The sequence below is a fragment of the Pseudomonas sp. DTU_2021_1001937_2_SI_NGA_ILE_001 genome (genome assembly GCF_032463525.1).
Taxonomy (GTDB): Bacteria; Pseudomonadota; Gammaproteobacteria; order Pseudomonadales; family Pseudomonadaceae; genus Aquipseudomonas.
Genome location: NZ_CP135971.1, coordinates 5,509,405 through 5,521,941, shown reverse-complemented (window position 1 = coordinate 5,521,941; position 12,537 = coordinate 5,509,405). Strand labels below are relative to the sequence as shown.

Below are 12,537 nucleotides of genomic sequence, written 5' to 3'. Positions count from 1 at the left end.
TCTGCAGGCATTGGTCCCTCGCCAAAGGCGGTCGGGGCGCTGGCAAAAGTATGCCGCAAGCGCCTGAAATTACTTTTCAGAATGCGATTGACGCTGGGCGAATGGTGAAATTACCTTTCACTCTTTTCCCTTTCAGTGCAGGCCCCTTTCATGGACAGCGATCTGGACAGAGTGGATATTGCAATCGCCGAACGCCTTCAGCGCGATGGCAGGCTTTCCAACACCCGCCTGGCCGAACAGGTCGCGCTCAGCGAGGCCTCCTGCTGGCGACGCCAGAAACGCCTGGAGGAGCGCGGCCTCATCGAGGGCTACCAGGCCATCCTCAACCGCCGCAAGCTGGGTCTGGGGGTGATGGCCTTCGTACAGATTTCCTGCCATGAGCACAGTGAAGAGGTCACCGCGCAATTCGAGCGCATCATCCAGGCCGCGCCACAGGTGCTCAGCTGCCACAACACCACCGGTGAGGCGGACTACCTGCTGCAGGTGGTGGCCCGGGACCTGGACAGCTACAGCCGTTTCGTCGAGAAGGTGCTGCGCACGCTGCCGGGGGTGTCGAGCATCCGCTCCAACCTGTCGCTGCGCGAACTGAAGACTGACAACCGCCTGCCGGTGAGCGAGCTGGTCAGCCTGTAAGTGCGCCTCAGGAGGTGTGCTGCGCCACCGGCTGAGCGCTGCCCGCATCGTGCACCACGGCCGGTGCCTGGCTGTCGGTGAGCTGCGGGTAGGCGCTGGTCAGGGTAATGACGGCGATGAACACGACATACAGAGCGATGGCGATATAGGCGCCCTGCCTGATCGAATGAAGTATGGCGGTGGCCATAGGTCTGGCTCCTCGGGGATTTGATGACCCTAGCATCATTGAAAACCCTTTAGATGAAAAAACATCGTTGCATATAGCGGTCATCAATGAATTCGATGCCACGGTCGATAAGATTCCGACCCCGTGCAAGACGAAAAAAATCCCCGCCAACCGTGAAGTGGGCGGGGATCGTTCAACGAAGAGACTTTCGCGAGCAGGCTTGCGACCGGATCTGCGGGGTCTGCCGCGCCATGGGCAGGGGTCGTCAGTCAGGGGTGGGCAAACTGACTCGCGAAAGCCTCAGGGTCTCGCCTTACTCAACGCTTTTATGGTCCAGGGCGGCGTAGAACTTGGCGCTCTGTTGCAGGTACTGCGGGGTGTAGCTCTGGCTCTGGGTGGCATGCAGCTTGTTTTCCGCCACTTCGGAACTGGCACTGGCAGGCAGGGCGACGGTCGCGGAGATGGCTGAAGCGGCGATCAGCGAAAAGACATTGAAGTTCATGGTGGTGCTCCTTGGAATTCGGTCTGGGTTCAGGGCCTCGTTGGCCATGGATCAAACTTACTCCCGGGGCGTGCCTGGCAAAAATCCTTTAGGCCACTAGCGTGTATCAGCGAGATTGATAATGGCGCCCCGCCCGCTTCGAGCCGCGACCGGCTCAGCGGGCAGCAGGGAGAAACACCAGTGCCGAAGGCGAGTCGATGTCCAGCGCCTGGACGATGTCGCCCAGCATCCCGGTCTGCGGGTCGCGGCGCAGGGTGACAATCTGGTTGCTCTTCTGATTGGCAACCAGCAGAAAGCGACCGCTGGGGTCGATGCTGAATTCTCGCGGTTCACGTCCCTCGACCGAGCGTCGCTGGATTTCCTTCAGGTGACCACTGGCCGGGTCGATGCCGAATACCAGCAACTGATTGGCATCCCCACGGTTGGCGACATACAGGAAGCGCCCATCAGCGGAAGCATGCAAGCCGCTGGCACCGACTGCCTGACGCTTGTCGGAACCCTTGAGGTCGACCAGCTGGGTCTGGCGGAACTGACCGTTCTGATAATCGAACACCGCCACCTGTGCCGACATTTCCAGGGTCAGCCAGGCATGCCGGCCATCTTCACTGAACAACAGATGCCGTGGACCACTGCCAGGCGGCAGGCGCACCTGCGGGTGTGCGGCGCGCCGCAACGGCTGGGCAAGGCTGGGGTCATAACGGTAGACGAACAGGCGATCGGCCCCCAGGTCAGCCGCCACCACGTAGTCACCTTCCGGTGCCGGCACCACGGCATGCACATGGGACGAAGCCTGCCGCTCGGCATTCACTTTGCTCGGCGGGTTCGGACCAAGCACCTGCACGGCGTCACCCAGGCGTCCGCTGCTGTCCACGGGAAACACCGCGAGGGAGCCACCGGGCCTGGGTTGTACCGCATAGTTGGCCACCAGCAGGAAACGCTGGTCGAGCGTCAGATTGGCATGGGTCGGCTCATCACCCTGGCTGGCCACCTGATTGATCGCCGTCACTTGATGGCTTGACCCATCCACAGTGTAGCTGCTGACCTTGCCGCGCTCGTCAGCCTGGCCGGGACCGTTCTCGTTGGCCACGAACAGGTAGCCGCCTTCTCGGGAAAGCGCCAGCCAGGAAGGGTTGCCCGCTTGCACCACCTGGCGCGGCTGGCTGTCGATCAGCCCGGTCTGGCTATCGAAGCCAAGACGGTAGAAGCCTTGGCTGGCACCCTGGGTATAGGTGCCGACCAGCAGGTCGAAGTCCGATTCCTGTCTGGCCTGTACGTTCATCACACCGAACATACTGGCCATCGCCAGACAAGACAGCAGGGGCCGGAACATGGCGGTCTTCCTTTTTATAGGGGCGTTGCAAGCCGTTGAGCATGCGGACAGCGAGCAACCGGCAAAGGTTCAGCTCAACCCTCGGCCAGGCGCGCAACGCGGCCCAGGGCATCGTCCATCGCCAGCACCACACTCAGCACCGGTGGCAGCAGCACGCCATACCAGGGCCTGTCGTATTCCCGGGAAAGACGCACCTGGGCCAGCGGATCCAGGCAGATCCCCGCCAGCAGCAGCGCCACCACCAGATGCGCCAGGGAAAACGACCGACGGACCGGCCGCAGGCCGCGGCGCAAGACCGGCAGCAACAGCAGCAGCCCGGCCAGGAACCAGACCAGCAGGCGCGGCGGCAGCTGCATGGGGTCCAGCCCTACCTCCCACAAGGCCCAGACCGTGGCGCAGGCCAGGCACAGGCTGAACAGCCACAGCGCACAGCGCAGGGCCGCCATCAGCAATATCCCGCAGGCGGCGAGCCCCAGCCCTGACAGGGTGAAATACCAGGTGCCACCCAGCTCGGCCAGCTGCACGCCGGCCAGCAAGGTCACCAGCCCGGCCACCAGCAGCAGAGCCCCGAGAAAAGTCGACAACAGCCGCGCACGGCTCAACGCGCCTTGAACAGGCATAAGACAATCTCCCTGAATGTGCTTCGCTCGCTTCCATGGAGCGGATACCGGCAGCAGCCGGCGGAATGAAGGTCGTTGCTCCAGCGGGGGAGCAAGAAAAGGCAAGCACATCCGTGTGTAGTGCCCGCCACGGCGAGCGGGCACCCTACCATCCCGATGCCGCTCGCCCCTGACGGGACGACTGGCACGCCCCCGGAGTCTAAGGGCGCAGGCAGACGTGGGAACTGACCTGGATCAATCCAGGTCGGTTTCCTCGTCATCGTCGGGGCTGAAGGCGTCCAGGCACACCACGCGATGGTCGGCCTGGCCGTCGCTGATCACCCAGCTTTGCAGTGACTCATCGAAACTGGCCGCTTCGACCTGGGCCGGGGTGAAGGCCCAGACCTTGCGCGCCCGGCCGTCCATGCATTCGACCTGCAGCCCGTTGTCCAGGCTGAACTCCCAGGCGTGCAGCCCGTCGATTTCAAGCATGGTGGTGGTTTGCAGGGCGTGCAGAAAGGTAGAAGTGGTCATGGGTAAATCACAGGCCTGTTGGAGAAAGCGCCCATGATAGGGCAAAGCGCGCTACCGCGCCCTGCCCCATCGCGTTTCAGTGGGAGAACAGCGAGTGTCCCACCTGCCCGGCCAGCTTCTGCGGCTTGATCAGAAAACGCGCCAGGGCGGGCAATAGCCACAGCGCGCCGAACATGTTCCACAGCAGCATGAAGGTCAGCATCAGGCCCATGTCGGCCTGGAACTTGATGGCCGAGAAGATCCAGGTACACACCCCGATGGCCAGGCACAGGCCGGTGAACAGCACCGCCTTGCCGGTGGACTTGAGCGTCTCGTAGTAGGCCTCCTGCAACGGCAGGCCCGCGCGCAGAAAGCTCTCCAGGCGGCTGTAGATATAGATGCCGTAGTCGACGCCGATGCCCACCCCCAAGGCGATCACCGGCAGCGTGGCGACTTTCACGCCGATGCCCAGTAGGGCCATCAGCGCATTGCCCAGCACCGAGGTGAGCACCAGCGGCAGGACGATGCACAAGGTCGCTGCCCAGGAGCGGAAGGTGATCAGGCACATGCCGGCCACGCAGAGATAGACCAGTACCAGAATCAGCAGCTCGGACTCCCTGATCACCTCGTTGGTGGCGGCTTCGATCCCGGCGTTGCCCGCCGCCAGGAGGAACTGCAACTGCGGGCCGTCATGCTCGGCGGCGAACGCCTTGACCGCCGCCACGGCGCGTTCCAGGGTCTCGGCCTTGTGGTCGTTGAGGAAAATCAGCAGCGGCGCCACCGAGCAGTCAGCGTTGTACAGGCCCTCGGCGCGAGCGATGGAGCTGTTGAGCACGTCTTTGTTGCGCGACAGCGTCTCCCACTTGAGGCTGCCCTCGTTCATGCCCTTGATCACCTGGCGCGAGACATTGACCATCGAGATGGTCGACTGCACGCCAGGGGTGTTGTCCATTTTCCAGGCCAGTTCGCCCATGGTCGACAGGGTCGAATAGGCCGAGCAGCCTTCGCTCGGGGTCTTGACCATGACCACCAGCACGTCGGAGCTGGTCGCGTAGTGCTGGATGATGAACGCGTTGTCCTGGTTGTAACGCGAGTCCGGACGCAGTTCAGGCGCACCCTGGTCGAGATCGCCGATCTTCAGGTTCTGGCTGTACCAGAGCCCGCCACCGAAGGCCAGCAGTGCCAGGACGATGGATACCGGCGCCACGCGGGGGCTGGCGAAGTTGGCCAGCAAGCGCCAGAACGGATGCTCCGACACCGCATCCTGCTTGCTGCGCACCACCGCACGTTTGCTGATCCCCACGTAGGAAATCGCCACAGGCAGCAGGATCAGGTTGGTGAAGACGATCACCGCCACACCAATGGAAGCGCCGATGGCCAGCTCGCGAATCACCCCGATGTCGATGATCAGCAGGGTGATGAAGCCCACCGCATCGGCAAGGATCGCGATCATGCCCGGCAGGAACAGCTGCCGGAAGGTGCGCCGTGCGGCAGTGAGGGGGCCGTCGGCCTCGCCGGACTGCAGGGCGATGCCGTTGATCTTCTGCACCCCGTGGGAAATGCCGATGGCGAAAATCAGGAACGGCACCAGCATCGAATAGGGGTCGATACCGAACCCGGCCAGGTGCATCAGGCCCAGTTGCCAGATCACCGCGATCAAGGTGGTACTGAGTACCGCCACCGTGCTGCGCAGGCAGCGGGTGAACCACACCAGCAGCACCAGGGTGATGAGAAAGGCGACGGCGAAGAACGCCACGACCATGAACAGCCCGTCGATCAGGTCACCGACCTTCTTGGCGAAGCCGACGATGTGGATACTGACCTGCGGATTCTTCAGCTGGTACTTGTCGCGGATCTTCTCTTCGAGTTGATGGGAGAAGCCCTGGTAGTCCAGGTTGAGCAGCACGCTCTGGTCGTTCGGGTCCGGGTAGGCTTCCAGCAACGGGAACTCGACGATGCTCGACTTGAAGTCATTGGCCACCAGACGCCCGACCTGTCCGGACTTGAGCACGTTGTTGCGCAGTTGATCGAGGCTGTCGCGTGAGCCGTCGTAGCTCTTGGGTATCACCTCGCCGCCGGCGAAGCCCTCTTCGGTGACCTCGGTCCAGCGTACGCTGGGGCTCCACAGCGACTTCAGGCCCGAACGGTCGACGCCCGGAATATAGAAGGCTTCGTCATGGATCTCGCGCAGGGTTTCCATGTAGGACGCCGAAAAGATATCGCCATCGCGCGCCTGCACCGCGATACGCACGGTATTGCCCAGGTTGGCCAGGTCGTTGCGGTGGGCCAGCATGTTCTGGATGTAGGGGTGGCCGAGCGGGATCATCTTCTCGAAACTGGTCGACGGCCTGACCTGCAGAGCCTGCCAGGCCAGCAACAGGCTGGTCAGCAGACAGAGGATGATCACCGTGGGGCGGTTGTCGAAGATCAGCCGCTCAAGGAAGGTGGCGCGCTCATCGGTACGCGGGTGCTGGAGATCGTTCATGCCTGGGGTCCTTGTGCTTATCGCTGCTCGAGCGCCGCGCCGTCTGAAGAGCCGAGGCGCACGCCGCCCTGGCCGACCAGAATCAGTTCACCCCTGGCATTGCCGGTAACCCCGGCCAGGGCGATGTGGTCCGGGCGATTGAACACGGTGAAATTCTGCCCGGCGTCCGTGCTACGCAAGACGGTGCCGGCGTTGCCCACCAGCACCAGCGAACCGTCGTCGAGCCGCCCGGCACCGGCCAGGGTAGCCTGCAGCGCGCCGCGCTCATCCTGCGCCTGCACCGCCTCCCAGCTGTCACCGAAGTCGCTGGAGCGCAGCAGGTTGCCGCGCAGGCCGAACACCAGCAGGGTCTGCGGCTGGCCGGTGGCGATCACCCCGAACAACGAACCGTGGTAAGGGCTGTCGAGCTTTTCCCAGCTCTGCCCCAGGTCGCGGGAGCGGTACATGCCACCCGCCTCGCCGACGATGAACAGCCCGGCCTCGGGAATCGCTGCGATGGCATTGAGGTGGAACTGGTCCTCGTTGTCCAGGCGCGCACTCACATCGTCCCAATGCCGCCCGCCGTCCAGCGTTGCCAGCAATGCGCCGTAGGCACCTACCGCGAAGCCGGTGTTCGGGTCCTGGAACCACACGTCGAGCAACGGCGCCTCGCGCTGCTGGTCCTCGAACTGCTTGCTCCAGGTCTGCCCGCCGTCGCTGCTGGCAAGGATCTGTGCATCGTGGCCGACGGCCCAGCCATGTCGTTCATCGACGAAATACACCGCCGTCAGCAGCTGGCGGCTGGGCACCCGCGCCTGCTGCCAGCTCTGGCCCTGGTCATCGGAATAGAGAATGTGGCCATGATCGCCCACGGCCACCACGCGCGGCCCGGCGTGGGCCACGTCGAGCAACAGGGTCGTGGCAGCTCTGTTCGACTCGATGGCATATACATCGGCCTGGACCGTGTCGCTGGCGGCATGGAGGGAAACGCTGAACGGCATGACCAGCAGCGTGGCCAGCCAGAGCGCGGTGCGGCGCAGGCACCGGGCGGTGGGCTCGTGCATGAAACTCTCCCTGTTCTTGTTATGCAGCGCACACCCGGGGGCCGCGCGACGCTTTGTGGAAGCCGGTTCATCCTAGAAGGCAACGCCGACGCCTGACAATCGACGCGACGTTATGTTTTGTTAAGCGACCGGTCGCCCCCTGCCATGCGGGCCGCTCAGTCGATCACCACATGGGGCAGGAAGCGGCTGCTGTCCTTGGTGATCAGGCTGTCATCTTCGCGAATGCCGATGCCCGAGGCCTGGTCGCCGATCACCCAGGCGCCGACCAGCGTATAGCTGTCGCCAAAGCGCGGTAATGGCGAATACGCCTGCAGGATGTACGGCGCATCGGTGTAGGGGCCGTCTTCAGCGATGGTCTCGTCACCTGGCGTACGAATCTCGATGTTCGCCCCTTCGCGGGAAAAGTACGGTTTGCGCACCCACCCCTTGGGCACTGCGGCCCCGGGACGGTCGTCGACAAACGCTGGCAGCAGGTTCGGGTGGCCCTCGTTGAACTGCCAGAGCAGCGGCAGGATGCCCTTGTTGCTGAGAATCGCTTTCCAGGCCGGCTCTACGAACTGCGTGCCGCTGGCCGCCACATGCTGGCCGAATGGCTCGTGGAAGATGTGCTCCCAGGCATGCAGCTTGAACAAGCGCTCGATGGGGCGACCCTGCAAGTCGACGAAGCGCCCCGCCGCGTCCAGTCCGATGTCCTCGATGTCGATATGCCGGGTGGCGATCCCCGCGTGCCCGGCCATGCGTCGCAGGAACTCGGTGGTGCCGCGGTCTTCGGCCGAACCGGACATGGCCGAGAAATAGAAAGGCGCCGGGCCGCGAAACGCCTCGAAAGCCGCGACCAGGTCGGTGGCAATGGCATTGAACTGGCTGGCCGCAGCCGGCAGCTCGCCACGGGCGATCTGTTCGTCCAGCCACACCAGCTGGAAAGCCGCCGCCTCCATAAGGCTGGTGGGGGTGTCGGCGTTGATCTCGTACATCTTCGCCGGTCCATCGCCGTGGTAGGCAAAGTCGAAGCGCGCATACAGGTGCGGCTCGCGGCGCCGCCAGGAGTCGCGGATCAGGTCGAAGTACGCCGGCGGAATCGCCAACTGGTGCAACAGCGCTTCGCTTTCCACGACCCGCGCCACGGCGTCCAGGCACAGCTGGTGCAGCTCGCGGGTGGGGGCTTCGAGGTCGCGGGTCACCTGCGCCTCGCTGAACAGGTAGTAATGCCGTTCGTCCCAGTAGCGTTCACCCTCGATGGTGTGAAAGTCGAAGCCTTCGCGCTCGGCGGTGGTCCGCCAGTCCGGGCGTTCTGCGATGCTGATCCGTTTCATGACCCCGTCCTTGCCGAGTCTCAGCCGCCGAAGCTGGAGCGGCTGCTGCTCTTGCCACCCCAGCCACTGCGCGCGGTGGCCTGGCTGCCGAAACCGCCACGCGAAACCGTGGACGAAACCGAGGAGCCGGCGCCCAGGCTGCGTGCCAGGGTGGTCTTGCTGTAGGTCTTGTCGGGGCTGTAGCGCGCCTGGGTCGAGCGGCTGTAGGTCTTGCCGCGGTCGATCTGGCTGTACAGCGTCGAACTGTAGTAACCGCCACGGTCATCGCGGTTCATGTACACCGGCTGCGTCGCGTAGCGGCTGCCAAAGCCATTGCTCAGCAGGTTGCCGATCAGCAGGCCGGTAAGGAAGTTGCTGCTGGCGCCGGGGTTGGACTGCACCAGTTGCTGGTTGGTCTGCTGCAGCACGTCCTTGGGCACGTTGCCTTCGAACGACAGCTGGAAGCCGCCCACCTTGGGCATGTACTTGCCGTCGGAGGTGGCCTGGCAGTAGTCGGGAACGAAGTCGGCCTCGCAGGACGCCTGGTCGTCATAGGTCGGCGCAATGCGCAGGTGTTCGGCCAGGGCCTTCATGTAGGCCTCGGAACAGAAATCCACCGGCACCTTGGCGTTGGCGCACTCCTGCACCGAGGCGAAGGTAGTCTGTGCGCTGAAGTTCGGCTCGTCGTCCGAGCCTCCGCAGGCAGTGAGGGCCAGTGGCAGGGTGCCGACCAGTACCAGTTGAGTGGGGCTGCGTCTCATGGCGGCGCCCTCAGTTCGCGGGGGTCATGCAGGCCGCGTTGAGCAGGCCCACGCTGATCGCCACGCTGGCGGCATAGATGGCTGCCGCCATCTCGCCCTTGGCGATGCGCGCCGAAAGGCCCCTGAGCACCAGGCTGGTAACACCGAAGGCCAGCAGTTGCACCACAGCGGCGATCAGCGCCCAGACGATGACGTCGAGGATATTGATGCTGTAGGCGATGACGTTGCTGGCGGGCAAGGCGAAACCGATCAGCGAACCACCCAGGGCCAGCGCAGCGGCCGGGTTGTTGTCGCGGATCAGCGCGAACTCCTTGTGCGGTGTGATGCGGGTGTAGATGAACTGGAAAAGCGCGAACAGTGCCGCAGCCACCAGAATGTAGAGGATGAAGCCGAAGACCGCCTGGGCATCGAGCGACATGCGCAACGCATCGATCATGAAGATTTCCTTGTCTTTAGAGAACGGTGATATCGGTGGAAGCGAGCGTCACACCGACCGCCGTGGTCAGGGTGAGGTTCCCCTCCTCGTCTTCTTCCAGCGAAAACAGCAGGAACTCACGGCGGCCGATCAGACCGGTTTCACGGGCATAGAGCATGCTCAGGTGCTTGACCTGGTAGCGGCTGTCGGGGCTGGCAACCTGTTCGAGCATGGGCGTGAGTTCGGTCTGCCCGGCTTCGCTACCCCATTGGCGTTCGAACACTTCGCCTTCATGTTCGTAGGTGGGCAGGCCGATCGGCGAGTCCGGCCCGGTCAGGCGCAGCAGTTCGTCACGGCTGTTGATGGGCGTGGCGCTGTAGTAGCCGAAGAGAATGATGTCCTGGACATCTTCAGGCTGCGGGCCGTTGCTGACCACCTGCAGGAAGTAGTCTTCGTCATCCAGGTAGAAGCGCCACAGGGTCATGGCCTGGCCGAGGTCGATCCGGCCGGTGGCCCAGATCTTCTCGTCGCCCGGCAATACCACATAGGAATGGCCGTCGAGCAGCAGCTTCAACGACGAATCCAGGCACAGCATGCCGCCATTGCGCAGCCCCAGCGGGCTGCCGTTGGCGCTGAGCGCACCCTTGGGGGCCGGGGCTTCGAGGCCCATGACCCGCTTGAACCAACTCATAGCGTTTCTCCTTGAAACCGCGCGCCCGCCACTCGGCGCTTCATGTGCCCTGCCCCGCGTGCAGCCAGCGGGCCGCGAGGATGCCGGCGAACGCACCGGCGATATGCGATTCGAACGATACACCGGGCACCGGCACGAAACCGGCCAGCATCCCGCTGTAGGCCACCAGGGCGATCAGTGCCAGGCCCAGGCTGGCCAGGCTGCGCTGGTACCAGGCGCGGGCCAGCAGGTAGGTCCACAAGCCGAAGATCAGGCCGCTGGCCCCCACATGCAGGCTGCTGCGGCCCACCAGCCAGACCAGCCCGCCACCGACCAGACAGACCAGCAGCACGACCCTCAGGTAGCGACCGACGCCTTCAGTGGCCACCAGCCAGCTGAGCACCAGGAACGGCACCAGGTTGCTCAGCAGATGAGCCATGGAACCATGCAGGAAAGGCGCGAAGACGATGCCCTGCAATCCCCACAGGTGGCGCGGCAGGATACCGTGCCCGACCAGGCTGTAGCCACTGGCGGCGTTATACAGCTGTACCGCCAGCATGAGCAGGGCCAGGCCGAGGATGACACGCAGTCGGGTGGAGAGTGCCAAGGGGTCGTCCTTAACGAAATGGCATGCCGCTGCCCCCCGGGAAGCCGGGGGCAGCGCTGGGAGTTACTGCGGGGTCTGGCGGGCCTTGAGGCGGGCCAGTACGTCGTCGGCACCGCCACTGCGGGCGCCGATACCGGCTTCCTGCAGACGTCGCTCCAGGTCACCGCCGTTGGCCTGGCTGGCCAGTTCTTCGGCCGCTTCGAGCTTGGCATCGCGCTCGTCCTGGCGCTGCTTGAGGCGCGCCAGTGAGCCGACGGCGGTTTCCACTGCACCATTGGCACCGCCAGTGGCATTGGCGGTGGCGACCCGGGCACGCTGTACGGTTTCCCGTGCCTTGGCCATTTCCACCTGCTGCTTGAGGCCACGGATGCGTGCTTCGGACTTGATCACCTGCTCTTGCAGCAGTTCAGCCTGCTGGCCGAACTGGTCGGCCAGGGTCTTTTCCTGGTCACGCTGGGCTTCGATCTCGGCGATCTTCGCCGCGCATTCGACGGCCAGGCCCTCTTCGCCCTTGTTCAGCGCCTGCAGAGCGCGACCTTCCCAGTTGGCGATGTTGGTGGCGTGCTCTTCGAGACGCTGGGCCGACAGCTTGTGCTTGGCCTTGATGCCGATCAGCCCTTCGCGGGCCTTGGCCAGGGCGTTCTCGGCGTCGCGGATTTCCTGGTCGAGAATGCGCAGGGCGTTGGCATCGGCGATGGCTTCACCGACTTCCGAGGCACCACCGCGCACGGCGGTGACCAGTTTCTTCCAGATGCTTGTGGTCATGAATGCTCTCCTGCCTATGGCGGTGTTCAGGCGGTGAAATGGTCTTCGAAGGCTTCGGCGGCGTGGATCACGTTGTCGGCCAGGGTGAGGATCTCCTGGACGATCACGGTCAGGCTCGACGCGGCGCTCAACGCGCCGAACAGGCAGTAGACCTCCTGGCCATCGGCCAGGCGCTCGATGCCCACCGAGGACAGCGGGAACAGGTCGCGACTGCGCAGCACCAGGTCGTTGAACGCAGCCGGGTCCTTGACGCGGCGGGTTTCGATCAGGGTGGTATCGGCGAGGATCTGCTCGCCCTCCACCGCCAGATACACCGGCAGATCACCGTACTCGGTGAGGATCAGGCGAATGCCGGTCTCGGTACCTTCGGTCAGGGCCAGCTCGATCTGACCCTGGATCACCAGGTCAAGCCCGGCCAGGGCCTTGTGCAGCGAATGGATGGTCCATTGGGTGTTCTCGGTCATGAAATCCTCCAGTTTGATTCGTTTACCGAGGTAGGGCTGGCGCAGGGCTTTCTCGATGCCACGCAGGGCATCGACGTTCTCGGGCCGGATCCAGAACTCGCGCTTGACCAGGCCGGCGTCCTTGAGACGCTGGCGCATCTCGCGCATGTAGTCGGTCGAGCTTTTCAGGCTCCGGCCCGAGCCAGCTGCGTTGTCGCTGCCGTTCTGGCGAGGCATGAGGCACTGCTCCCTGAATTCGTTGACACAGTGATGGCGAACGCTAACAGAAGCTTCCCAGGCGCGATAGTCATCA

15 protein-coding genes are annotated in these 12,537 nt (G+C 64.0%); 1 reads left to right on the top strand and 14 read right to left on the bottom strand.

Annotation, left to right across the window (positions count from 1 at the left end; all coding sequences use genetic code 11):
• The first annotated feature begins 150 nt into the window (after positions 1–150).
• Positions 151–633, top strand: coding sequence for an Lrp/AsnC family transcriptional regulator (locus RRX38_RS24380; protein ID WP_315960984.1), 483 nt, complete (start codon positions 151–153; stop codon positions 631–633).
• A gap of 7 nt (positions 634–640) precedes the next feature.
• On the opposite strand, the gene RRX38_RS24375 is transcribed toward RRX38_RS24380, so the two are convergent.
• The 14 genes from RRX38_RS24375 to RRX38_RS24310 form a co-directional block, all read right to left on the bottom strand.
• Positions 641–820, bottom strand: a complete 180-nt coding sequence (locus RRX38_RS24375; RefSeq protein WP_315960983.1) for a hypothetical protein — start codon at positions 818–820, stop codon at positions 641–643.
• Between the two features lie 292 nt (positions 821–1,112).
• Positions 1,113–1,301, bottom strand: a complete 189-nt coding sequence (locus RRX38_RS24370; RefSeq protein WP_295469964.1) for a hypothetical protein — start codon at positions 1,299–1,301, stop codon at positions 1,113–1,115.
• A 154-nt stretch (positions 1,302–1,455) separates the two neighbouring features.
• On the bottom strand, positions 1,456–2,631 hold the full coding sequence (locus RRX38_RS24365) for a lactonase family protein (RefSeq protein ID WP_295469967.1): 1,176 nt from the start codon (positions 2,629–2,631) through the stop codon (positions 1,456–1,458).
• A gap of 74 nt (positions 2,632–2,705) precedes the next feature.
• Positions 2,706–3,251 (bottom strand): hypothetical protein, encoded by a 546-nt coding sequence (locus RRX38_RS24360; RefSeq protein ID WP_295469969.1) that lies wholly within the window; start codon positions 3,249–3,251, stop codon positions 2,706–2,708.
• 234 nt (positions 3,252–3,485) lie between these two features.
• Positions 3,486–3,764 (bottom strand): DUF5629 family protein, encoded by a 279-nt coding sequence (locus tag RRX38_RS24355; RefSeq protein WP_295469973.1) that lies wholly within the window; start codon positions 3,762–3,764, stop codon positions 3,486–3,488.
• 76 nt (positions 3,765–3,840) lie between these two features.
• The gene (locus tag RRX38_RS24350) at positions 3,841–6,228 is read right to left on the bottom strand and encodes an RND family transporter (protein ID WP_315960982.1); all 2,388 of its coding nucleotides are present in this window, start codon (positions 6,226–6,228) and stop codon (positions 3,841–3,843) included.
• A gap of 17 nt (positions 6,229–6,245) precedes the next feature.
• Positions 6,246–7,271, bottom strand: a complete 1,026-nt coding sequence (locus RRX38_RS24345; RefSeq protein ID WP_410524853.1) for a WD40/YVTN/BNR-like repeat-containing protein — start codon at positions 7,269–7,271, stop codon at positions 6,246–6,248.
• Between the two features lie 155 nt (positions 7,272–7,426).
• Entirely contained in the window at positions 7,427–8,584 is a 1,158-nt protein-coding gene (locus RRX38_RS24340) for a glutathionylspermidine synthase family protein (protein ID WP_295469980.1), read from the bottom strand.
• Positions 8,585–8,604: 20 nt separating this feature from the next.
• A complete protein-coding gene (locus RRX38_RS24335; RefSeq protein WP_295469982.1) occupies positions 8,605–9,324 on the bottom strand; it encodes a DUF1190 domain-containing protein in 720 nt (239 codons plus the stop codon).
• A 10-nt stretch (positions 9,325–9,334) separates the two neighbouring features.
• Complete coding sequence (locus tag RRX38_RS24330; protein WP_295469985.1) at positions 9,335–9,760, bottom strand: DUF350 domain-containing protein; 426 nt, start codon at positions 9,758–9,760, stop codon at positions 9,335–9,337.
• Between the two features lie 16 nt (positions 9,761–9,776).
• Entirely contained in the window at positions 9,777–10,430 is a 654-nt protein-coding gene (locus RRX38_RS24325) for a DUF2491 family protein (protein WP_295469988.1), read from the bottom strand.
• A 40-nt stretch (positions 10,431–10,470) separates the two neighbouring features.
• On the bottom strand, positions 10,471–11,016 hold the full coding sequence (locus RRX38_RS24320; protein ID WP_295469990.1) for a rhomboid family intramembrane serine protease: 546 nt from the start codon (positions 11,014–11,016) through the stop codon (positions 10,471–10,473).
• Between the two features lie 63 nt (positions 11,017–11,079).
• Positions 11,080–11,781, bottom strand: a complete 702-nt coding sequence (locus RRX38_RS24315) for a PspA/IM30 family protein (RefSeq protein WP_315960981.1) — start codon at positions 11,779–11,781, stop codon at positions 11,080–11,082.
• 26 nt (positions 11,782–11,807) lie between these two features.
• Positions 11,808–12,461 carry a YjfI family protein gene (locus RRX38_RS24310; RefSeq protein ID WP_295469995.1) on the bottom strand — a complete coding sequence of 218 codons (654 nt, stop codon included), beginning with the start codon at positions 12,459–12,461 and terminating at the stop codon, positions 11,808–11,810.
• Between the last annotated feature and the right edge of the window lie 76 nt (positions 12,462–12,537).